At 69.2% G+C, this 17,641-nt stretch carries 25 protein-coding genes and 1 riboswitch; of the genes, 19 read left to right on the forward strand and 6 right to left on the reverse strand.

What is annotated here, in order from left to right:
* From ABTZ89_RS04575 to ABTZ89_RS04585, 3 genes are all read right to left on the reverse strand, one after another.
* Nucleotides 1-267, reverse strand: a 267-nt coding sequence (locus ABTZ89_RS04575) for a helix-turn-helix transcriptional regulator (RefSeq protein ID WP_351040113.1), incomplete at its 3' end; no start/stop codon positions are given.
* A 16-nt stretch (nucleotides 268-283) separates the two neighbouring features.
* Nucleotides 284-1,120: an ABC transporter permease gene (locus ABTZ89_RS04580; RefSeq protein WP_351040116.1), complete on the reverse strand. Its 837-nt coding sequence runs from the start codon at nucleotides 1,118-1,120 to the stop codon at nucleotides 284-286.
* Complete coding sequence (locus tag ABTZ89_RS04585; protein ID WP_351040119.1) at nucleotides 1,117-2,046, reverse strand: ABC transporter ATP-binding protein; 930 nt, start codon at nucleotides 2,044-2,046, stop codon at nucleotides 1,117-1,119. Before ABTZ89_RS04585 ends, ABTZ89_RS04580 begins: the two co-directional genes overlap by 4 nt.
* 172 nt (nucleotides 2,047-2,218) lie before the next feature.
* Nucleotides 2,219-2,440, forward strand: a riboswitch (cobalamin riboswitch).
* A gap of 120 nt (nucleotides 2,441-2,560) precedes the next feature.
* Between ABTZ89_RS04585 and metE the strand changes: the two genes are divergently transcribed.
* The 6 genes from metE (at nucleotide 2,561) to ABTZ89_RS04615 (ending at nucleotide 8,888) form a co-directional block, all read left to right on the forward strand.
* Nucleotides 2,561-4,840 (forward strand): 5-methyltetrahydropteroyltriglutamate--homocysteine S-methyltransferase, encoded by a 2,280-nt coding sequence (gene metE, locus ABTZ89_RS04590; protein ID WP_351040122.1) that lies wholly within the window; start codon nucleotides 2,561-2,563, stop codon nucleotides 4,838-4,840.
* 127 nt (nucleotides 4,841-4,967) lie between these two features.
* Nucleotides 4,968-5,891, forward strand: coding sequence for an alpha/beta hydrolase fold domain-containing protein (locus tag ABTZ89_RS04595; protein WP_351040125.1), 924 nt, complete (start codon nucleotides 4,968-4,970; stop codon nucleotides 5,889-5,891).
* A 16-nt stretch (nucleotides 5,892-5,907) separates the two neighbouring features.
* A complete protein-coding gene (locus ABTZ89_RS04600; protein WP_351040127.1) occupies nucleotides 5,908-6,627 on the forward strand; it encodes a helix-turn-helix transcriptional regulator in 720 nt (239 codons plus the stop codon).
* An 82-nt stretch (nucleotides 6,628-6,709) separates the two neighbouring features.
* Nucleotides 6,710-6,931, forward strand: coding sequence for a cell division protein SepF (gene sepF / locus ABTZ89_RS04605; RefSeq protein ID WP_270950058.1), 222 nt, complete (start codon nucleotides 6,710-6,712; stop codon nucleotides 6,929-6,931).
* A 468-nt stretch (nucleotides 6,932-7,399) separates the two neighbouring features.
* Nucleotides 7,400-7,900: a hypothetical protein gene (locus ABTZ89_RS04610; protein ID WP_351040130.1), complete on the forward strand. Its 501-nt coding sequence runs from the start codon at nucleotides 7,400-7,402 to the stop codon at nucleotides 7,898-7,900.
* A 136-nt stretch (nucleotides 7,901-8,036) separates the two neighbouring features.
* Nucleotides 8,037-8,888 carry a class I SAM-dependent methyltransferase gene (locus ABTZ89_RS04615; protein WP_351040132.1) on the forward strand — a complete coding sequence of 284 codons (852 nt, stop codon included), beginning with the start codon at nucleotides 8,037-8,039 and terminating at the stop codon, nucleotides 8,886-8,888.
* Nucleotides 8,889-9,081: 193 nt separating this feature from the next.
* On the opposite strand, the gene ABTZ89_RS04620 is transcribed toward ABTZ89_RS04615, so the two are convergent.
* From ABTZ89_RS04620 to ABTZ89_RS04630, 3 genes are all read right to left on the reverse strand, one after another.
* Complete coding sequence (locus ABTZ89_RS04620) at nucleotides 9,082-10,278, reverse strand: tyrosine-type recombinase/integrase (protein WP_351040134.1); 1,197 nt, start codon at nucleotides 10,276-10,278, stop codon at nucleotides 9,082-9,084.
* 37 nt (nucleotides 10,279-10,315) lie between these two features.
* Nucleotides 10,316-11,029 (reverse strand): hypothetical protein, encoded by a 714-nt coding sequence (locus tag ABTZ89_RS04625; RefSeq protein ID WP_351040137.1) that lies wholly within the window; start codon nucleotides 11,027-11,029, stop codon nucleotides 10,316-10,318.
* A 93-nt stretch (nucleotides 11,030-11,122) separates the two neighbouring features.
* On the reverse strand, nucleotides 11,123-11,494 hold the full coding sequence (locus ABTZ89_RS04630) for a helix-turn-helix domain-containing protein (RefSeq protein WP_351040139.1): 372 nt from the start codon (nucleotides 11,492-11,494) through the stop codon (nucleotides 11,123-11,125).
* A gap of 213 nt (nucleotides 11,495-11,707) precedes the next feature.
* On the opposite strand from ABTZ89_RS04630, the gene ABTZ89_RS04635 reads away from it, so the two are divergent.
* The 13 genes from ABTZ89_RS04635 to ABTZ89_RS04695 all read left to right on the forward strand — a co-directional run bounded on the left by ABTZ89_RS04635 (nucleotide 11,708) and on the right by ABTZ89_RS04695 (nucleotide 17,494).
* A complete protein-coding gene (locus ABTZ89_RS04635; protein ID WP_351040142.1) occupies nucleotides 11,708-12,049 on the forward strand; it encodes a helix-turn-helix transcriptional regulator in 342 nt (113 codons plus the stop codon).
* Nucleotides 12,046-12,261 carry a helix-turn-helix domain-containing protein gene (locus ABTZ89_RS04640; protein WP_351040145.1) on the forward strand — a complete coding sequence of 72 codons (216 nt, stop codon included), beginning with the start codon at nucleotides 12,046-12,048 and terminating at the stop codon, nucleotides 12,259-12,261. The genes ABTZ89_RS04635 and ABTZ89_RS04640 overlap by 4 nt, the downstream gene beginning before the upstream one ends.
* A gap of 83 nt (nucleotides 12,262-12,344) precedes the next feature.
* Entirely contained in the window at nucleotides 12,345-12,560 is a 216-nt protein-coding gene (locus ABTZ89_RS04645) for a hypothetical protein (RefSeq protein WP_351040148.1), read from the forward strand.
* A complete protein-coding gene (locus tag ABTZ89_RS04650; RefSeq protein ID WP_351040151.1) occupies nucleotides 12,560-13,027 on the forward strand; it encodes a hypothetical protein in 468 nt (155 codons plus the stop codon). The genes ABTZ89_RS04645 and ABTZ89_RS04650 overlap by 1 nt, the downstream gene beginning before the upstream one ends.
* The gene (locus ABTZ89_RS04655; protein WP_351040154.1) at nucleotides 13,024-13,308 is read left to right on the forward strand and encodes a hypothetical protein; all 285 of its coding nucleotides are present in this window, start codon (nucleotides 13,024-13,026) and stop codon (nucleotides 13,306-13,308) included. The genes ABTZ89_RS04650 and ABTZ89_RS04655 overlap by 4 nt, the downstream gene beginning before the upstream one ends.
* Nucleotides 13,305-13,571: a hypothetical protein gene (locus ABTZ89_RS04660; protein WP_351040157.1), complete on the forward strand. Its 267-nt coding sequence runs from the start codon at nucleotides 13,305-13,307 to the stop codon at nucleotides 13,569-13,571. Before ABTZ89_RS04655 ends, ABTZ89_RS04660 begins: the two co-directional genes overlap by 4 nt.
* Nucleotides 13,572-13,642: 71 nt before the next feature.
* Nucleotides 13,643-14,410: a hypothetical protein gene (locus tag ABTZ89_RS04665; RefSeq protein WP_351040160.1), complete on the forward strand. Its 768-nt coding sequence runs from the start codon at nucleotides 13,643-13,645 to the stop codon at nucleotides 14,408-14,410.
* The gene (locus tag ABTZ89_RS04670; RefSeq protein ID WP_351040162.1) at nucleotides 14,407-14,655 is read left to right on the forward strand and encodes a hypothetical protein; all 249 of its coding nucleotides are present in this window, start codon (nucleotides 14,407-14,409) and stop codon (nucleotides 14,653-14,655) included. Before ABTZ89_RS04665 ends, ABTZ89_RS04670 begins: the two co-directional genes overlap by 4 nt.
* Before the next feature lie 38 nt (nucleotides 14,656-14,693).
* The gene (locus ABTZ89_RS04675) at nucleotides 14,694-15,728 is read left to right on the forward strand and encodes an HNH endonuclease (RefSeq protein ID WP_351040165.1); all 1,035 of its coding nucleotides are present in this window, start codon (nucleotides 14,694-14,696) and stop codon (nucleotides 15,726-15,728) included.
* Nucleotides 15,725-16,582, forward strand: a complete 858-nt coding sequence (locus ABTZ89_RS04680; RefSeq protein ID WP_351040168.1) for a BRO family protein — start codon at nucleotides 15,725-15,727, stop codon at nucleotides 16,580-16,582. Before ABTZ89_RS04675 ends, ABTZ89_RS04680 begins: the two co-directional genes overlap by 4 nt.
* Before the next feature lie 26 nt (nucleotides 16,583-16,608).
* Nucleotides 16,609-16,923 carry a hypothetical protein gene (locus ABTZ89_RS04685; protein WP_351040171.1) on the forward strand — a complete coding sequence of 105 codons (315 nt, stop codon included), beginning with the start codon at nucleotides 16,609-16,611 and terminating at the stop codon, nucleotides 16,921-16,923.
* Entirely contained in the window at nucleotides 16,920-17,303 is a 384-nt protein-coding gene (locus ABTZ89_RS04690; RefSeq protein ID WP_351040174.1) for a RusA family crossover junction endodeoxyribonuclease, read from the forward strand. The genes ABTZ89_RS04685 and ABTZ89_RS04690 overlap by 4 nt, the downstream gene beginning before the upstream one ends.
* On the forward strand, nucleotides 17,300-17,494 hold the full coding sequence (locus ABTZ89_RS04695) for a hypothetical protein (protein WP_351040177.1): 195 nt from the start codon (nucleotides 17,300-17,302) through the stop codon (nucleotides 17,492-17,494). The genes ABTZ89_RS04690 and ABTZ89_RS04695 overlap by 4 nt, the downstream gene beginning before the upstream one ends.
* Nucleotides 17,495-17,641: the final 147 nt, after the last annotated feature.

A 17,641-nucleotide genomic window follows, 5' to 3' on the forward strand; every position in this document is an offset into this window, starting at 1 on the left:
GGTAGGTCGACATCTTCTCGGTGGTGGCGAAGGTATCTTCTGCTGCCATGTGCGCTTCGGGAATCTCTTAGTGGAGAAGACCACTTCCACCGGTACTTCGAAGTGCTCCGCGATGCGCAGGGCCAGGTGGAGGCTCGGGCTGTACTCGCCCCGCTCCAGGTAGCCCACGGTCTGGTAGTGCACGCCGAGGGCTTCGGCGAGCTGGCGGCGGGAGGTTCCCCGTTCCGCGCGCAGCATCGCGATGCGGTTGTAGATCGTCTCGCTCATCGTGTTCTCTCCGCCGTCAGCGCACGCGCTGCATGGCTTTCTCCCTCCGCGCCGCCACGCTCGAACCGGACTCGCGCCGCGCCATCCGGCGCAGGACCACCGGGGCGACCACGAGTCCGACCACGGCCCACAGGCCGAGCACCCCGACAGTCTCCAGGTGCCGCCAGGACTCGCCGATCTCGGCCGTCACCGCCGCGTCCGGCAGCAGCGCCGAGCGCATGCCCAGGCCCAGCCAGTACATCGGGAAGACCTGCGCGATCCACTGCACCCACTCCGGGAACACGGTGATCGGGAAGAAGATCCCGGAGATCACGATCAGCCCGATCATCGGCAGCAGGATCAGCGCCATGCTGGTCGGCGAGTTCAGCAGCGAACCGAAGGTCGCCCCGAGCGGGATGGTCGCGACCAGACCCAGCACCGTCACCCCGAGCACGCCCGCCCACGAACCGAAGCCGAGCTCGAAGCCCTCGAACATCACCAGGGACGGGATCAGCAGGATCGCCATGCTGACCAAGGTCATGCCGCTGACCAGCACGATCTTGCCGATCAGGTAGCCCATCATGCCGTGCGGCACGGCTTTGGCGCGCAGCAGCGTGCCGTCCTCGCGTTCGGTGACCATCAGCTGCCCCATGCTGACCAGCCCGCCGAACGCGATGGTCATGCCGAGCACGCCGGGCACGCTGCTCGCCCCGACCGAGACGACGTTGAGCTCCGAATCGCGTTGGTTGAACAGCACCACGAGCAGGACCAGGGTCGGCAGCAGGTAGCTCATCAGGTCCTGCCGGTTGGCCAAGGTCTGGCGGAACTCGATCCACCCGCGCTGCAAGCCGAGGCGCACCACGTTGGCGTTCACCGCTTCACCCCCGCGTTCGCGAACTGCAGCGCAGCGGTCTCGCTGCGCCCGGACTCGTGCGCGTGCACCAGTGCCATGTAGGTGTCCTCCAAGGTCGCCCGGCGCACTTCGAGGTCGGTGACGGCTTCGCCGTGCTGCGCGAGCAGTTCGCGGACGAAGCCGGTCGCGTCCGCGGCGGAGTGCACGTACCGCTGGCCGTCGACGGACCACTTGATCTCGGAATCGGAGGCGACCTGCCGGGAGAGCTGGTCGGCGGAGCCGTCGGCGACGATGCGGCCGCCGGCCAGGATCAGGATCCGGTCGGCCAGCTTCTCCACCTCGTCCAGGTCGTGCGTGGTGAGCAGGACGGTGGTGTCCTCGTCGGCGAGCTGGTGCACCAGGTCGTGGAATTCGCGCCGGGCTTGCGGGTCGAAGCCGACCGTCGGCTCGTCCAGGAACAGCAGTTCCGGGCGGCCGACGATGCCGATCGCCACGTCCAGCCGGCGCCGCTGCCCGCCGGAGAGCTGCCGGATGCGCTTGTCCGCGTGCTCGGTCAGGCCGACCGCGTCGACGAGCTCGTCGGCGTTCCACGGTTCGCGGAAGGGCGTGTAGTAGCTGCTCAGGTGCGACAGCAGTTCGCGCACCTTCCACTTGCCGTGGTCGCGCCAGGACTGGAGCACGACGCCGAGCCGCGCCCGCCAGCGCTCGTCGCCGTGCGCCGGGTCGGTGTCGAGGACTCGGACGTCGCCGCCCGACCGCATCCGGAAGCCCTCCAGGATCTCGATGGTGGTGCTCTTGCCCGCTCCGTTGGGCCCCAGGATCGCCAGGACTTCACCGCGACGCGCGGTGAAGTCGACGCCCTTGAGCACGTCCGTCGTCCCGTAGCTCATCCGCAGGTCGCGGACGTCGAGCACGGGTGGCGATATGTGATCGCTAGCAGCCGTCATCTCCCCAGTACTTTCTGTCGTTCCTATCCGTCGAGATGTAGTACATATACTACATCCTGTTGGGTCGGCTGATCGCGTGTGGCGTGGATCTCACCGCGCTGTAGATCGACTTCAGGGGCCGTGGCCGGTGGCCGGATGCTGAACGGCCCTTGCCAACGGGGGTCTGGTCGATAGCCTTGGCAGTGCTGGTGGTTCGCCCGCTTCCGGTGACCCGGGAGGGGGCGAGGCAAGAGGGAACCCGGTGCGAATCCGGGACTGCCCCGCAGCGGTGAGCGGGAACGACCGCCGTCATCGAGCACTGGACTTCGACGTCTGGGAAGCGACGGCCAGTAGGAGCCTCCGAGTTCGGAGAACGCCCGCGAGTCCGAAGACCTGCCACCGGTGCGCCCGCCGACCGGTGGGCGCGGTCCGAGGTCTCGCGGGAGGACCTGGCCGACGAGCGGCTGCTGCCTGCCCGCTGGTCCACGCCCGCACGACCTCGGCACCCCTGATGTCGAGCTCGCGAGGTGAGGACTTGACCGGCAAGATCGGATCGACCGTACTCGGGTACCCCCGGATCGGCCCGCGGCGAGAGCTGAAGCGGGCCCTGGAGAGCTGCTGGGCGGGCCGTTCCAGCGAGGCGGAACTGCGCGAAACCGCCCGGAACCTGCGCATCGACACCTGGCGCCGGCTGCGCGACGCAGGTCTGGACTCGGTGCCCGGCAACACTTTTTCCTACTACGACCAGGTCCTCGACACCGCCGTCACCTTCGGCGCGGTGCCGAAGCGCTACGCGGAACTCGGGCTCGGATCGCTGGGCACCTACTTCGCGATGGCGCGCGGTGCGGACGCGGTGCCGCCGCTGGAGATGACCAAGTGGTTCGACACCAACTACCACTACCTGGTCCCGGAAATCGGTCCGGGCACGACGTTCTCGCTGGCCGACCGCACGCCCGTCGAGCAGTACCGCGAGGCGCTGGAGGCCGGGGTGACCACGCGCCCGGTGCTGGTCGGGCCGCTGACGTTCCTGCTGCTGGCCAAGTCAACCGCGGGGGAGTCCTTCCGGCCGCTGGACAAGCTGCCCGAGCTCCTCGGGGCCTACGCGGAACTGCTGCGCGAGCTGCACCGCGCCGGGGTCGAGTGGGTGCAGCTCGACGAGCCCGCGTTCGCCGCTGATCGCACGCCCGACCAGCTTCAGGCGCTGGGTGACGCCTACCGGCAGCTGGGCGGGTTGTCGGCGCGGCCGAAGTTGTTGGTAGCGGGGTACTTCGGCGACTTCACCGAGGCCCTGCGAGTGCTGGCGGGCACTCCGGTCGAAGCGCTCGGCGCGGACCTGGTGACCGATCCGTCCACTGTGGATTCGCTGTCCGGGGTGCCGGGGCTGCGGGACAAGACGCTGGTGGCCGGGCTCGTCGACGGGCGCAACATCTGGCGCACCGACCTCGACCGCGCGCTCACCACGGCGGCCACCCTGCTCGGCCTGGCCGGTGAGGTCGCCGTGAGCACCTCGTGCTCGCTGCTGCACGTGCCCTACGACGTCGAGGTCGAGGACATCGATCCGCAGGTCAAGTCCTGGCTGGCCTTCGCCGAGCAGAAGGTGCACGAGGTCGTCGTCCTCGGGCGTGCGCTGCGGGACGGTCGGGACGCCGTGGTCGCCGAGCTCTCCGCGGCCCGCGAAGCCATCGCCGACCGGGCGGGTGCCACGCGCGTGCGAAACAACCGCGTCCGCGCGCGGCTGGAGTCGCTGCGGCCGGAGCACTCGCAGCGCGGCGACTACCAGGAGCGGCGGGCGGCGCAGCAGAAGTCCTTGCAGCTGCCGCCGTTGCCGACCACGACGATCGGTTCGTTCCCGCAGACCACCGACGTTCGCAAGGCGCGCGCGGCGTTCCAGCGCGGGCGCATCGACCGGGCCAGCTACCAGCAGCGGATGCGCGACGAGATCAAGCGCGTGATCGAACTGCAGGAATCGATCGGCCTCGACGTGCTGGTGCACGGCGAACCCGAGCGCAACGACATGGTGCAGTACTTCGCCGAGCACCTGGACGGGTTCATCAGCACCGCCAACGGTTGGGTGCAGTCCTACGGATCCCGGTGCGTGCGGCCGCCGATCCTCTACGGCGACGTGCACCGGCCGGAGCCGATGACCGTCGAGTGGGCGACCTACGCGCAGAAGCTCACGGCGAAACCGGTCAAGGGCATGCTCACCGGGCCGGTCACCATCCTGGCCTGGTCGTTCGTCCGCGACGACCAGCCGCTGGCCGACACCGCCGCGCAGGTCGCGATGGCCATCCGCGACGAGGTCCAGGACCTGGAAGCGGCCGGGATCCGGGTGATCCAGGTGGACGAGCCGGCGCTGCGCGAACTCCTCCCGCTGCGCGCGGCCCAGCGCGCGGCGTACCTGGAGTGGGCGGTGTCGGCGTTCCGCCTGGCCACCTCGGGCGTCAGCGACTCCACCCAGATCCACACGCACCTGTGCTACTCGGAGTTCGGCGACGTGATCGACGCGATCGTGGCGCTGGACGCCGACGTGACCAGCATCGAAGCGGCCCGCTCGCGGATGGAGGTGCTCGACGACCTCAACGCGGTCGGCTTCGGTCGCGGCGTCGGACCGGGCGTGTACGACATCCACTCGCCGCGGGTGCCGGACGCGGCGGAGGTGACCGACCTGCTCCGGGCGGCCCTGCGCGCGGTCCCGGCGGACCGCCTGTGGGTGAACCCGGACTGCGGCCTGAAGACCCGCGGCTACGCGGAGGTCGAGCCGGCCCTGGAGAACCTGGTCAGCGCAGCGGAAGCGGTCCGCCGCGACCTGCCCTGACCACGGGGGTTGCGGGCGGTGCCGAACCCCCACCACTCACGGCACCGCCCGCGACACCCCTGTTGTGATCCAGTTCACCGGAAAAGGGTGACATGGTGTTGTCGCGGACAGCTGCGACTGTCGGCGCATGACGATCACTGACGAGGACTGCCTCGCCGAGACCTCCGCGTTCAACGAGCAGTTCGAGACCGCCCGTCCGTCGCGTGGCGAAGTGCCGGATGCGACCGCACTGGAACTGCTGCGGCGCAACCGGCTGGGCGGCGATGCCCCACCGGTGAGGCTGCCGCAGGGGCAGGACCGCGTCGTGGCGGGCGGGGTGCCGGTCCGGGCCTTCGTGCCGGACCACGTCGACGGCGTTTACCTGCACATCCACGGCGGTGGCTGGGCAATCGGCGCTGCGGGAGGGCAGGACGAGAAGCTGTGGCGGCTGGCGGAGCAGGCTCGGCTGGCGGTGGTGAGCGTGGAATACCGGCTGGCACCGGAGCACCCGTTCCCGGCCGGGCCCGACGACTGCGAAGCGGTTGCCCGGTGGCTGGTGGACCACGCCGCGGCCGAGTTCGGCACCCGACGGCTGCTGATCGGCGGCGAATCGGCCGGCGCCCACCTGAGCGTCCTGACGCTGCTGCGCCTCCGCGACCGGCACGGCATCACCGGCGCGTACCGGGCGGCCCAGTTGACCTTCGGCCCGTACGACCTGTCGATGACACCGAGCCAGCGGCTATTCGGGTCCAGGCAACTGCTGAGCAACACCGACTCGCTGCGGCGCAGCTACGAACGCTTCACGCCGGGGATGGGAGCGGAGGACCGCCGCGACCCGGAGGTCTCGCCGCTGTACGCAGACCTGGCCGGGTTGCCGCCGGCCCGAATCGTCGTCGGCACCGAAGATCCGCTGCTGGACGACTCGCTCTTCCTGGCAGCGCGGTGGCAGGCGGCGGGGGCACCCGTGCAGCTCGGCGTCGTCGTCGGCGCGATGCACGGCTTCACCCTGTTCCCGTTGACCATCACCGAGCGGGAACAGCAGCGCGAGCAGGACTTCTTGGCCGGCGCGTGACGGTAGCGTCGACCGCGTGAACCGGACTGCTCGGCTCTACGCACTGGTGGAAGAGTTGCGCGCGGTGGCCCCGCGGACGCTGACGGTCGCGGCGCTCGCCGCGCGGTTCGAGGTCAGCACCCGCACTGTGCAGCGCGATCTCCAGACGTTGATGGACACCGGTGTCCCGGTGCGCACCACACCAGGACGAGGCGGGGGCTGGTCGATCGACCCGGCGATGACCCTTCCCCCGATCCGCTTCACCGCAGACGAGGCCTCGGCATTGGTCGCCGCGCTCGCGGTGTCCGACGCCTCAGCTCCTTTCGCAGGCGCGGCCCGCACGGCATCGCAGAAGATCGCGGCTTCGATGACCGGACCCGCCTCGGTCGCGGCGCAGGGGCTCGCCGCGCGGATCGTCGCACTGCCGGCCCGGACCGAGGGGGCGGTCCGGGCCGCGGTGGAACAAGCCCTCGCCAGCGGCACGGTGTTGCTGTTGTCCTACACCGATGAGGCGGGGCGGGAGAGCGACCGCGAAGTGGAGCCCGCCGGACTGCTCACCGCCAACGGCAGGTGGTACCTCATCGCCTGGTGCCGCGCGCGGAAGGCCGGCCGAGGTTTCCGGCTGGACCGGATCACAGCAGCGGTCCCGACCGACGAGCAGGCGCCGTCCCACGACCTGGCCGACCTCTTGAACGGCTCGGCTGCCGCCGGTGCGGTGCGGCCCGCCGCGCTGGTCTCGCTCGCCCCTCCGCGGTGAGAGCAGGAGGCCGTGCCGTGAGGTTGAGCTGGGCAGATGTGCTTGCAGTTGACTTCCTGCCGGGGCAAGTAAGACTGGTGGTGTGGTCAAGACGCTGCACCCGCAGAACTACGCCGACGTCTACCACGTCGGCGACTACTTCCGGCAGGGCAATGCCGTGCTGATGGACCTGACTGCCCTGACGAACACCGAGGCGATACAGCTGATCGACTTCGCGGCGGGCATGGTCGTCGCGCGGGACGGAAACATGGAGCGCGTCGCACCGAAGGTCTTCCTCCTCAGCCACGACAAGGAGCGCTCCTGAGCCGTGCTCGGCCAGGAGCTCACCCGGGTGGGGTGCGTTCCGCAGCTGTTGTGGCCTCGATCGACATCGTCCTTGTCGGTAAATCGATGCGCCGGCGTCACGAGTGGAATTGTTTTCGCGATTCTTTCGGGTTCATTCGAATGGAGATAATCTGTTCGGCTGTAATTCATGCGCGGAGGCTGACCGGGGGTATTCGGGCAAGTTCTCAGTATGTCTCAATCTGACCTGATTGGACGGTCTGAGCTGGGATGATGATGGTTTCGTGGGATCTTGGTGGTGCGCATTTCGGGGACATCACTTCATCGCATGAGGTGAGTGCGTCGAGTTCGAGTTGCAGTGCTTTGCGGCGCTGGCGATACAGTATTCGATGCGAGATCGGTGGAGTATTTCGAGCTGATTCCCCGGTCTGAATTGATCGGCGCGAAGTTCGTTGCCGCAGATCCAGTTCTCATGGAAGGAAGTGTCCTGATGCGCACTGCGAAGCGCGTGCTGACCGTCATCTCGGTGAGCGTCCCGCTGCTGTTGGGAGCGACGGCCACGGCGATGGCCGGCGACGATCCCGGCGGCTCTCCGACGCAGCAGCAGAACCAGGACGAGATCCAGGTGAGCAAGCCGACGAACAACAACGTCTCGCCGTCGGTCGTGGTGCAGCAGGGCAATGGTGACCACACCGCCAACACCGGGCCGACGCAGACCAACAACGCCGACCAGGCCCAGGCCGGTGACTGGGAGGACAACACCCAGGCCCAGGCGGTCGGTCCCGACGGCTATCCGGTCCAGGTGCAGAACCAGGACGAAGTCCAGGTGAGCAAGCCGACGAACAACAACAACTCGCCCTCGGTCGTGGTGCAGCAGGGCGATGGCAGCCACACCGCCAACACCGGCCCGACGCAGACCAACAACGCCAACCAGGACCAGGACGGCGACTGGGACGGCAACGCGCAGGTCCAGGAGGTCGCGCCGCACTGACTGCGCATCGACCAACGCTCGGCCGGGGTGTCCCGGCCGAGCGTTCGGCGTCGGGGGTGGAAAACCGGTTGATCTCCCGGTCGAATCGCGTAGGGTTCACGGCTGCGCTCTTTCCGAAACAGCTTCTGGGGGAACGATGAGCGACAGCACGGCGGTCGATCCATCCAATGTGGACCAGCTGCGCGCGTGGGACGGGAACCAGGGCGAATTCTGGACTTCCCGCGCCGACCGCTTCAATGAAGGCGTCGCGGGCTACCAGGACAGGTTCCTCGACGCCGCGGAGATCGACCGCGCCTCGACGGTGCTGGACATCGGCTGCGGCAGCGGGCAGACGACCCGGGACGCGGCGCGGCGTGCGGTCGACGGTTCGGTGCTGGGCGTGGACCTGTCTTCGAGCATGATCGAGCTGGCCCGTCGGCTGGCCGCGCGCGACGAGCTGTCCAACGTGGCGTTCGAGCAGGTCGACGCGCAGGTGCACGACTTCCCGGAGCAGCACTTCGACGTCGCGATCAGCCGACACGGGGTGATGTTCTTCGGCGATCCGCTCGCGGCGTTCCGCAACATCGCGCGGGCGGTGCGTCCCGGCGGCCGCCTGGCCCTGCTGACCTGGCAGCCGGTGGAGCGGATCGAGTGGATGATCGCGTTCCGCACGCTGCTGGCCGCCGGACGGGAGCTGCCGCTGCCACCGTCGACCGGGCCGAGCCCGTTCTCGCTGAGCGACCCGGACGCGGTCCGTGAACTGCTGTCGGCCGCCGGATTCGACGACGTGCAGCTGCACGACCTCGCCGAACCGATGTACTTCGGCCGCGACGTGGACGACGCGTGCGACTTCATCGCCGAACAGCACGCCTGGCTGCTCGCCGACCTCGACGCCGACGACAAGTCCCGCGCCATCGCCGACCTGCGCGCGGACCTGGCCGACCACCAGACCGAGCGCGGCGTGCTCTACGACTCGGCGGCCTGGCTGGTCGAAGCCCGACGCCGCTGAGCCCACCGGAGCGGGCCCAGCGGCAAGCCGAGATCAGCCCCGCACGAACTCCGCGAGGTGCGCGGACTGCGCCAGCCGCGACTCCTCGTGGACGTACATCATGTGAGATCCCGTTCGTGACCTGGGAAAAGGCGGTTAGGGGCGGATGGGGATGCATAGTGTTCTCTGGCCCCATTCTTGCAGGTAGAAGCCCCTAAGAGGCGGATTCTTTGGGGGCCTCTGGGGTGGTCGAGTGTTCAAGGTCGGTCCCACGCGTGGTCCCACGGTGTCCCACGCCGTCCACTGCTTGGAGCGGCTGGTGCTCGCCCAGGGCCTGCAGTACGCGGGTCCGTGCCGTCGACGTCTGCTGGACGTACTCCTGCGTCTGCTTGATGTCCTCGTGGCCCATCAGGCGTGCGAGTTCGAAGACGTCGAGGCCGGCCTCCGCAAGGCGGGTCGCATAGCCGCGGCGCGTGGTGTAGGCGGTCTTCCTGGTGATCCCCGCTGCGTCGCAAGCCTTCCGCAGGTGATAGTTCAACGTGTCCCGATTCATTGGCCGCCCACTCGCTGTCAGGAACACCAGCGGGTGGCTGCACTTTTCGCCGCCGATGTGGGGGATTCCGCATCCCTCGTTGAGGTTTCGGCTCGCAAGTCGGCGATCGAGAATGGCGTCAGCCTTGGCGCTCAGGGGCACCGTCCGCGCGTCCTTGTCTTTCGGCCAGGGTCGAATTTCCTTGCGCTTGAACACGTAAGTTTCGGCGACCAGTAGCCAGCCGCTGGAGCGATCGACCCGATGAGCGTGCAGCCCGGTCAGTTCGCCGGGGCGTAAACCGGTCTCAAGCATGAAATCGACGGCATCCTTGTAATCTTCCGTCAGATGCTTGTCCATCTTGGCGGTGTGATCGACGGAGAGGTACTCCTTGGCGCGCTTCTGCCGCTTCGGGATCTTGACGCCGGCGCACGGCGAGGCGATCAGGATCTCCTCGTCGAGAGCCGCCGTGATGCTCACCCGGAACACGCTGTAGATCCGCTGAACGTAGCTTGGCGACTTGCCGCGCTTGATCTTGTCCACCCACCGCTGGATGTCCGGCTTGGTGATCTGGTTGAGGGGGACGTCCGCCCACCTGGGGAGTAGGTAGTTCTTGACGATGTAGAACTCGGTGGTCGCGGTGTCGGAATCGAATTCACGTTCCGCGTTGAAGGCCTCCCACCAGTGACCCCAGGTGGTTCTCGCGGAAAGCGTGCCGGACTCGCGCGCCGCCTTCCTGCGTTCCCTTACCTCCGCGTCCTGTGCTGCTTCGCGCGCGTCCTGTTTGCGTTCGAAGGTCCCCGGGACATGCTTCTTTTTCCGGTTAGCGTCGCGGTATACGCCGCGCCACCGGCCGCTCGGTAACTGCTCGGCACTGGCCATGCTTCCTTCCTTCGAAGTGAAGCCTGCCGGGCCCCGGTCAGCCCAGGCAGGCGCTCAGATGTAAAGCGGGGTCAAGGTGAACCCGCAGGCAGAGGTGGCTTTCCCGCCGATCGTTGTTGCCCTCGCCCGGATCATCGGTGGCTGCTGGTGGGACCGGCGGTGTCAGGCGTGGTGGTGTGCTCGGCCCGTCGGCCGGCGGTGCCTCCGGCCGTGGAGGCTGTGAGATGGGAGCGTCCGGCGGTGCGGACGGCTGGCTCGGCGCTGGCTCATCGATCCGCTCGCGCTGGGCTGCGACGATGACCTGCCTCGTCGACTCGCGTTCGGCTGGCCCGTCGTAGTCGGGCTGTGGCGTGAGCATCGGCTTGACCGGAGTGCTGACGTCCGGCGGGAGAAACCGCGGTGCTGCCGGTGGGGGAAGCGCTGCTGGCGTTTCGGTGTCCGCCGGCGTCAGCAAAAGGAGCGCGGCGAGCCCGCCCACCGCTACGAGGAGGCCTGAGAGAGTCGTGGCACTGCGGTGCTCGTTGGCCTTGTCGTGGACCCACACCGCCGCGCCGGTGAGCGTTGCTGCGAGGGAGACCTCCGGGACGGCGCGGAGCCAGCGGTTGCGCTTACGCCCCTCGGCTTCGGCTGCTTCGAGCGCTGCGATCTCGCTGTTGATCGCTTCGAGCGCCGCGACATGTTCCTTCACCGCATCGGCGTGGTACTGGACCCGTGCTTGAAGGTCAGCCTTCCGCCTATCACTCTCCGTCATCCGGCGTGCTCCTTTTGCGCAGTCTCCTCTCTAATCGATGTCGAACACGTGGTCTACTGCGTTACTTCGAGTGCACCAATGGTTACGGGGCGACTACATGGCCCGTCGTCGCTCTTGGCGTTCGAGCTGATCGAGCTTCTCCAGCATCTCCTGGCCCAGCTTGATTGCCGACTCCGCTGTCGCGCGCAAGTCGTCGAGCGAAACCTCTGGCTCTTCCTCGGGCTCGTCGATCGGTGCTGGATCGCCGCCGCCGAGCACAGTGCGGGCGCTGCCCGGCTTCCAGCCGAGGCCGCGCTCGAGTGCGGCTAGGGAAGTGGCGCGGACGGATTGACCGTTCTCGATGCGCTGGACGGTCTTGGCGTCCATCTTCATCCGCTCGGCGAGGTCGCTCCGTTCGAGGCTTAGTCGCTCGCGCCAGCTGATGACGAAATCGGACAGCCTCTCCCAATCTCTTCCAGCGGTCATGGGGTAAGGGTGCCCTGACGGTCGAGTTCTGTCCACCCGGCACGGCGGGCGCCGCCGGGTTGTCCGTTTCAGGTACCTCATGGCCTCTCCTTCCGGTCTTGGGTCTCTTTATACCTCTTCTGTCCTCTTCTGGAAAGAGCAATAGCGAAGAAGCGCCCCGAACAGAGCAAGATTGCCTTGCCTGGTCTTCCAAACTGTCCTAATCTGTCTGACATGGCAGAGCCCCACGGACAGAACATCCGCATCAAGCGGGAGCAGCTGGGGATGACGCGCAGCGAGCTGGCGGAGGAGATCGGCCGCTCGTACCAGCACGTCTACAACCTCGAAACGAACAAGAACACCGCCCAGCCCGCGATCTTCTACCGCATCGCTCGGGTCCTCGACTTGCCGATCGAGCAGGTCATGAAGGACAGCGGGCAGCTGGCAACGGCTACAGACACCTGCGCGGCGAACCCGACTTCGCACCCGCAGCCGAGCCGTCCCGTGCCCCCGCCGCGTCCGACCAAATCCCAGCTGGACCAGACGGTCAGCAACGCCCGGGTCGGTGCGGCGTGAACGAGGCCAGCCCGAGCCCCTGGATGACCGTCAAGGAAGTCGCCACGTACTCGCGCCACGACCGGAAGTTCGTGCTGACGGCGTTGCGCCGCAGCCAACTCCGAGGCTTCCAGGCCTGCGTGAACGGGACCTGGCGGATCCACCGCGATGACGTCGACACCTGGATCCGCGGTGAAAAGCCCAGCCGACGGAGGGGCCTGACCGCCGCCTGATCACACCAGGCACCAACGAAAACGCGGGCCGACGCCGCCACGCCGACCCGCTCACCACAGGAACAACGGAACGGAGTCCTCCTGTGACGACGCAATACCTTACCGGCCACCCCGCGGCCGACCCCGTGTACGCCGCTGCGCTGCGCCGCATCGAGTCCAATGCGCCCTTGAGCGTCGAGCAGCAGCAGGCGCTGGCTGCGCTTCTGCGCACCGTTGGCCGCGCGATCCGCGCCGAGCAGGCGCCGCTCGCGGTCTCCTACAACTACCAGCGCGTGATCAGCACTCTGGCAGGTGCGTGATGGCCGTGCTGACCGATGTCGAGCTCCTGGAGCAGGACAGCCGTGCCTCGCTTGCCCTGCCAGGGCTTTCGTGCGACGGCGGCGACTGGACGCGTTGCCCCGCGGACGGCGCGTGGCAGCTGCGCGGATACCTCGGCCGCTCCTACTGCGAGCCGCACGCCGCCGTCCGCCTTCGCATTCCCGACCGCCTCACCGAGCCACGGGGGGACGCCATGACGAACTTCGTCCAGCTCCGAAAGCAAGCACGCGACGCCGCTCAAGCCCGTCGCGACGCGCAAACGCCTGCTCCACCTGCCGACATCTTGGCCAGGCCGCTGACGCCGGCGGACATCCGGAAGTACCCGGCGTACTTCATCAGCACGACGAACGGCAGCCAGCTCGCCCAGCAGTACGACTGCCCGCACGGGTACCGGCTCACCGACTCGTGTCCGGGCTGCGATGCCGACTTCGACAGGCAACTGGCGTGACCGCGCGCAAGCCCAGCACGTTGGCCGGCGTGCGCCGCGTGCCGATTGCCACGGTTGTCGAGGCTGACCACATCGTGTTGTTCCCGGCGGGGCGCACCAAGGTCCACAGCATCACGTCGATCGCGCGACCAGCAAACGGACGGGTGCGCATCGAGTTCGGTGTCGGCGAGCACGCCCAGCACTTCGATGCGCCGGGGGCCTTGCTCATCTCCATCACCAGGCCCCGCGGGTTATCCACAGCCTTGTGGAAAACCGGTGAATGCCCAGGTGTCACGTCATGAGCCCGCTCGATTCCCACATCACCCAGTGCCCCGATTGCCGGGCGTCGATCGTGTGGGCCACCACCGGCAAGGGGCACCAGATGCCCCTCGACGCCGAGCCAGTCCCGGCCGGAAACGTCCTGCTGTCGGCTGATCGCAAGGGCGTGCACGCCGGGGTCTTGGGGCCGAACCAAGCCGCTGGCGCCCGTGACCGGGACCAGCCGCTCTACCAGCACCACCGGCTCAGCTGCCCGTACGCCCACAAGTGGGCGCGCCACCGCTGAGCCCCCACCGGCGGGCGGGCGCTCTATGAACCGGGCGCCCGCCCGCCGCCGATCACTCCACTGAGGACACCATGACGACGCTGCAGGTCAACACCGCTGAGTTGTGCGCACTGCTGGCCGACCTGTCTCACACCGCACCCAGCGATCCCGAATTCGGCGCGCTCGCCGGAATCGTGCTGCACACCAGCCGCGGCCACGTCGGCACCGACCCTGGGCAGACCACGCTGCTGGTGGGCACCTCGACCACCCGCACCGTGGCCGGCCACGCCTACACCTCGTGCAGCGGCTACCTGCACGAGCCGATGCTGTGGCCGATCGGCGATGTGCGCGCCGCGCTGGCGGTGCTCAGGCCGTTGGCCAAGGCTGACAAGGCTCACACCACGGCGATCAGCCGCGACGGCGCCAGCGTCGTGCTCGCCGAGGTCGGCGACCCCGCCTTGTTCGACGACCTCGACGCCCCGGCGGGCACGGAACTGCGGTTCACCGTCGGCGACCTCACCGACTACCCCCGCGGGATCTGGGCGCTGCTGGGCGACATCCACACCGCCTCGGTGGTGTTCGATACCGACGGCCGTGCGATCGACGCCGCGCCCCGTACCGACCTGACGGCGGCCGCGCTGCTGCCGTTCTGCAGGGTGGCGCGGTCCCGCGGCGAGGCCATCGAGCTCTACCGCTACCACCAGCGTCGCGCCGTGCTCGTGCAGATCGGCCCGGCCTACCGGGGCGTACTCATGCCCGCCAGCTACGAGGACGGCAACCCGAGCGAGGTCACCGAACCGCCCGGCGAGGTCTACGCACCTGTGCTGCCCGAACCGGTCGAGCCGGAGCCGTCGACATGACAACCGAGCGCCCGAATGCACGGCCGCTCGCCGACCGCGCCCGCTACCGCGCGTGTCTGCTCGGCGAGCAGCCCGCCGAAGTCCTCGACCAGGCCGACCGCGAGCGCCTGGTGCTCGCGCTGCACGCCCTGGGCTGGACCGACGTGCAGATCGCCGCGCACACCCGCATGACCGCCTACACCACCGCCCGGATCCGTACCCGGATCGGGCTGGCGCCCCGGCGCCCGAAAGCGAGTACGACGTGATCAACCCGCACAACCACGCCCCAGCTGGGCGGTGACCGATGCCATGGCTTCGGCTCGATGACATCGGCTACGACGATCCGCTCGTGCGCGCGGTGGGCAACGGCGCGTACGGCGCGGTGACCCGGATGGGGCAGTACGCCTCGGCGCAGCGCACCGACGGCTGGATTCCAGCAGACAAGGCCCGGGAGATTGCCTCCCGGGCCGAGTTGCGTGCGCTGACCGCTGTCCGGATCGGCGACGGCGCGCCAATGCTGCACGCCCACGGCGACGAGTGCCGGTGCCTGCAGGGCGTGCAGTGGAACGAGGCGCAGGGCGGGTACTGGATTCACGCGTTCCTGGACCGCAACCCGTCCCGCAGTGAGAACGACGTGCACCGCGCCAAGGCCCGCGAGCTCAAGGACAAGGAGCTGCGCCGGGCGGTCAAGGACCGCGACGGCGATACCTGCCGGTACTGCGGCATCACGGTCAAGTGGGCCGACCGCAAGACCCCCGCCGGCGGCGTGCTCGACCACGTCGACCCGAAGATCGCCGCCGGTGCCGACAACCTCGTGGTGGCCTGCCGCGGCTGCAACGGCCGCAAGAAGGACTGCACGCCCGAGGCCGCCGGCCTGGCCCTGCTCCCGCCCCCGGCGGACCCCGCGGCGATCTACGCCGGATCTACGCCGGATCAACCGCCGAACCACGCCGGATCTACGCCGGATCACCAGATCGACCACAGACCACCCGATCGGCCCGCCGCAGATCCACAGCCGTTTCCGGCGGCAGCTTCGGCGGCCGAACCCGCTCCGAATCAGTCGCAAAACCCGCAGGTCGCGGCCACCAACGCCGAGATCAACGGCGAGATCAGCGACGGCATGACTGCCGGGACGGGTAGGGGCCGGGACGGGCATGGATCGCCCTTAGAAACCGGCTACGCCCAGCGCATCGGAGACGCCGGACCGACCGGCCGCCGCCCCACCGTCGGCCCGCCCACCACACCCCGGAACCAGCTGGCCCCCAATCCCTACACCCGCACTCCCGCAGGCCAACCACCACCTGCCGCAGTAGCTCCCGGGAAGGACGTCGCACCATGACCATCACCACGCTGGCCACGCCCAACCCGAACGGCGGCACGACGCTGTGGGACTACCACGGCGCCCGGGTGCGCACCGTCGTCCTCGGCGGCGAGCCCTGGTTCGTCGCCGCCGACGTCTGCGCCGTGCTCGGCTACGCCCACACCGCCAGCGCCCTGCGCGGCCTGCGCCCGGCGGAGAAGGGTGTGCGCCGGGTGCACACCCCTGGCGGCGAGCAGGACGTCACGCTGATCAACGAGCCCGGCCTGTACCGGCTCGTCATGCGCAGCAACCGCCCCGAGGCCGAGGCCTTCCAGGACTGGGTCACCGGCGAGGTGCTGCCCGCGATCCGCCGCACCGGCCGCTACGACCCCGCCGCCCAGCCCCGGCTGCCCCAGACCTACGCCGAGGCGCTGCGCGAGCTGGCCACCCGGGTCGAGGCCCACGAGCAGACCCGGCGCCAGCTGGCCACCGCCGCCCCCAAGGCACACAGCTGGGACGCCCTGGCCGCCGCCGGTGGCGACTTCTCCATCCGCGAGGCCGCGCACATCCTCAACCGCGACCCCGCCATCACCACCGGCGAGCGCCGCCTGTTCGCCGCGCTGCGCGAGCTCGGGATGCTCGACCGCCGCAACATCCCCTACGCCAAGCACGCCCGCCACCTGGTCGAGCGCCCCACCACCTTCACCGACCCGCGCACCGGCGAGCGGCGCCCCGGCCGCCCGCAACCGCGCCTGACTGTCGAGGGCCTGCACTACGTGCACCGCAAGCTCGGCGGCATCGCACGCCCGCGCCTTGCCGCACCCCCACTCCCGCTCGGCGACACCGGCGCGCCCGGCCTGTTCGGCGACGAGCCCACCAACCACGCCTGGTAACCCACACCGACCACAAAGGACACCCGATGCCGACTCGATACCGCCGCCGCATCGACCGCGGCCCGTCACTGGCCACCCGCGAGATGCTGCGTGCCATCACCCACGGCGCAATCGCCGACCACCGAACCAGCCACGGCGACATCCGCCCCTGCTGGATCAACCCCCAGGCCGCCCAAGGCTGGCACCGCATCGGCGAACACGCCCGCAGCATCCCCAACCCCGGCAGCGGTCCGATGTGGATCGGCCCCGAAGACGCCGCCGTCCTGCGCGCGCTGATCGAACACGGCAAGGTGCGCCACACCCGCACCAGCTACCGCGCGGCCGGCGGTGGTGCCGCATGACCGCGCCCATCGGCTACCAGCTCGCGCTGCCGTACGAACGCCCGCCGCTGACCGCCAACCAGCGGCTGCACTGGCGCACCCGCGCACAGCTCACCCGCACGATTCGCAACGCCGCAGCCGTCCGCGCCCGCAACGCGAAGGTGCCCGCGCTCGGCCGCTGCGCCGTCCGTCTGGTGTGGACCGTCACCGACCGCCGACGCCGCGACGCCGACAACCTCGTACCCACCCTCAAGGCCTGCGCCGACGGACTGGTCGACGCCGGTGTCGTCGCCGACGACACCCCGGAGCTGATGGCCAAGCACATGCCCGAGATCGTGCGCGGCGACGCGGTCGGCCTGGTGCTCATCGTCGAACCGCTCGCCCCGGAGGCGACCGCATGACGACGCGACCACCCCAGCTCGACCCGCGATGGATCCTCACGCGCGCACCAGAACTCCCCAGCCAGGACGAGCGCAACCGGGCGATGCGGTGCGTCATCGCGCACGCCACCAGCGCCGCCGACTGCGCCGAGCTGCTCGACATGCTCGGGCTCGCCCCGGCACCCCAGCACGTTCGGCCGGCGCAGCCATGACGCGGCCGCCGTCCCGGGAAAGCGGGTGCTGCCCGACGTGCGGCAAGAAGGTCTACGGCAACCGGCGCGCCGCGCGCCGTGCTGCGAAACGGCTGTACCCCGCAGACCGCATGCACGCCTACCGCTGCCCGACGAAGGGCCCGTGGG

Origin of the sequence: Saccharopolyspora sp. NPDC002686 (assembly GCF_040295745.1) — a bacterium.
GTDB classification, from domain to species: Bacteria; Actinomycetota; Actinomycetes; order Mycobacteriales; family Pseudonocardiaceae; genus Saccharopolyspora; species Saccharopolyspora oryzae.

What these genes read in the sequence shown, in the direction of transcription:
- ABTZ89_RS04585 (WP_351040119.1), bottom strand. Translation starts at nt 2,046, where the DNA reads ATGACGGCTGCTAGCGATCACATATCGCCACCCGTGCTCGACGTCCGC.
- ABTZ89_RS04595 (WP_351040125.1), top strand. Translation starts at nt 4,968, where the DNA reads ATGACGATCACTGACGAGGACTGCCTCGCCGAGACCTCCGCGTTCAAC.
- ABTZ89_RS04610 (WP_351040130.1), top strand. Translation starts at nt 7,400, where the DNA reads ATGCGCACTGCGAAGCGCGTGCTGACCGTCATCTCGGTGAGCGTCCCG.
- ABTZ89_RS04615 (WP_351040132.1), top strand. Translation starts at nt 8,037, where the DNA reads ATGAGCGACAGCACGGCGGTCGATCCATCCAATGTGGACCAGCTGCGC.
- ABTZ89_RS04620 (WP_351040134.1), bottom strand. Translation starts at nt 10,278, where the DNA reads ATGGCCAGTGCCGAGCAGTTACCGAGCGGCCGGTGGCGCGGCGTATAC.
- ABTZ89_RS04625 (WP_351040137.1), bottom strand. Translation starts at nt 11,029, where the DNA reads ATGACGGAGAGTGATAGGCGGAAGGCTGACCTTCAAGCACGGGTCCAG.
- ABTZ89_RS04630 (WP_351040139.1), bottom strand. Translation starts at nt 11,494, where the DNA reads ATGACCGCTGGAAGAGATTGGGAGAGGCTGTCCGATTTCGTCATCAGC.
- ABTZ89_RS04635 (WP_351040142.1), top strand. Translation starts at nt 11,708, where the DNA reads ATGGCAGAGCCCCACGGACAGAACATCCGCATCAAGCGGGAGCAGCTG.
- ABTZ89_RS04650 (WP_351040151.1), top strand. Translation starts at nt 12,560, where the DNA reads ATGGCCGTGCTGACCGATGTCGAGCTCCTGGAGCAGGACAGCCGTGCC.
- ABTZ89_RS04660 (WP_351040157.1), top strand. Translation starts at nt 13,305, where the DNA reads ATGAGCCCGCTCGATTCCCACATCACCCAGTGCCCCGATTGCCGGGCG.
- ABTZ89_RS04665 (WP_351040160.1), top strand. Translation starts at nt 13,643, where the DNA reads ATGACGACGCTGCAGGTCAACACCGCTGAGTTGTGCGCACTGCTGGCC.
- ABTZ89_RS04670 (WP_351040162.1), top strand. Translation starts at nt 14,407, where the DNA reads ATGACAACCGAGCGCCCGAATGCACGGCCGCTCGCCGACCGCGCCCGC.
- ABTZ89_RS04675 (WP_351040165.1), top strand. Translation starts at nt 14,694, where the DNA reads ATGCCATGGCTTCGGCTCGATGACATCGGCTACGACGATCCGCTCGTG.
- ABTZ89_RS04680 (WP_351040168.1), top strand. Translation starts at nt 15,725, where the DNA reads ATGACCATCACCACGCTGGCCACGCCCAACCCGAACGGCGGCACGACG.
- ABTZ89_RS04685 (WP_351040171.1), top strand. Translation starts at nt 16,609, where the DNA reads ATGCCGACTCGATACCGCCGCCGCATCGACCGCGGCCCGTCACTGGCC.
- ABTZ89_RS04690 (WP_351040174.1), top strand. Translation starts at nt 16,920, where the DNA reads ATGACCGCGCCCATCGGCTACCAGCTCGCGCTGCCGTACGAACGCCCG.
- ABTZ89_RS04695 (WP_351040177.1), top strand. Translation starts at nt 17,300, where the DNA reads ATGACGACGCGACCACCCCAGCTCGACCCGCGATGGATCCTCACGCGC.